1 protein-coding gene is annotated in these 1,176 nt (G+C 69.3%); it reads right to left on the bottom strand.

What is annotated here, in order from left to right; translation table 11 throughout:
- The coding region (locus AC5P1B_RS35645) for an acyltransferase domain-containing protein (protein ID WP_493892188.1) at positions 1–1,176 on the bottom strand (1,176 nt) is incomplete at both ends.

The following is a 1,176-nucleotide window of genomic DNA, read 5'->3' as shown; positions in this document are numbered from 1 at the left end:
CGGTTCGGCCGGGAACCAGCGGGACCAGTCCACCGCGACACCGGCGGTGAACGCCTGACCGAAGGACCGCGCGAGCTGGTCGGCACCGCCGTGGTCCCGGCGCAGCGTCGGCACGGTGGCCGCCTGGACACCGGCCTCATCGAACGACTCCTGCATACCCACGGTCAGTACGGGATGGGTACTGGCCTCGATGAAGACCCGGTGCCCGTCGGCGAGCAGGGCCCCCACGGTATCGGCGAACCGGACCCGTTCGCGCAGGTTCCGCACCCAGTACGCCGCGTCAAGACCACTGGTATCCATCCGCTCGGCGGTCACCGCGGAGTAGAACGCGACCTCCGAACTGACCGGCCGGATACCGGCCAGCACCTCCGTCAGCTCGCCGGCGATCTCATCGACCTGGGAGCTGTGCGACGCGTAATCCACGTCGATCAACCGAGCCCGGCCACCGGCCGTCTCGCAGGCCGTCACCGTGCGGCGCACCCGCTCAGGGGGTCCGGAGACCACCACGGAGCCCGGGCCGTTGACCGCTGCCACCACGACGGCCTCGGCCTGTTCGCCGAGCCCCGCAAGCCACTCCTGCGCCTGGTCCTGGCTCATGCCGAGGGAAGCCATCGCCCCACCACCGGCCAACCGCCGCAACACACGACCACGCAACGCGGCAACCCGCGCCCCCTCCTCCAACGACAACGCACCCGCCACCACCGCCGCAGCAATCTCCCCCTGCGAATGCCCCACCACCGCACCAGGCACCACACCCACCTCAGCCCACACCGCCGCCAACGACACCATCACCGCCCACAACACCGGCTGCACCACATCCACCCGACCCACATCAACCCCACCCACACCACCCCGCAACACACCAGACAACGACCACCCCACAAACGGCGACAACGCCCGCTCACACTCACCCACCCGCGCCGCGAACACCCCCGACGACTCCAACAACCCCGCACCCATCCCCACCCACTGCGACCCCTGCCCCGGAAACACCAACACCGGACCCAAACCCCCACCACCCACCACCGGACCGCAACCCACCACACCCGAATGCGCCTCACCAACAGCCAACGCCCCCACACCCGACAACAGCGACGCACGACTGTCTCCGAACACCACAGCCCGGTGATCAAACACCGACCGCGTAGTAGCCAACGACCAACCCACGTCCGTAGG

This window comes from Streptomyces sp. A01 (assembly GCF_059026195.1).
Note: the sequence above shows the minus strand (reverse complement) of the source record. Positions and strands in the feature narration are given on the sequence as shown.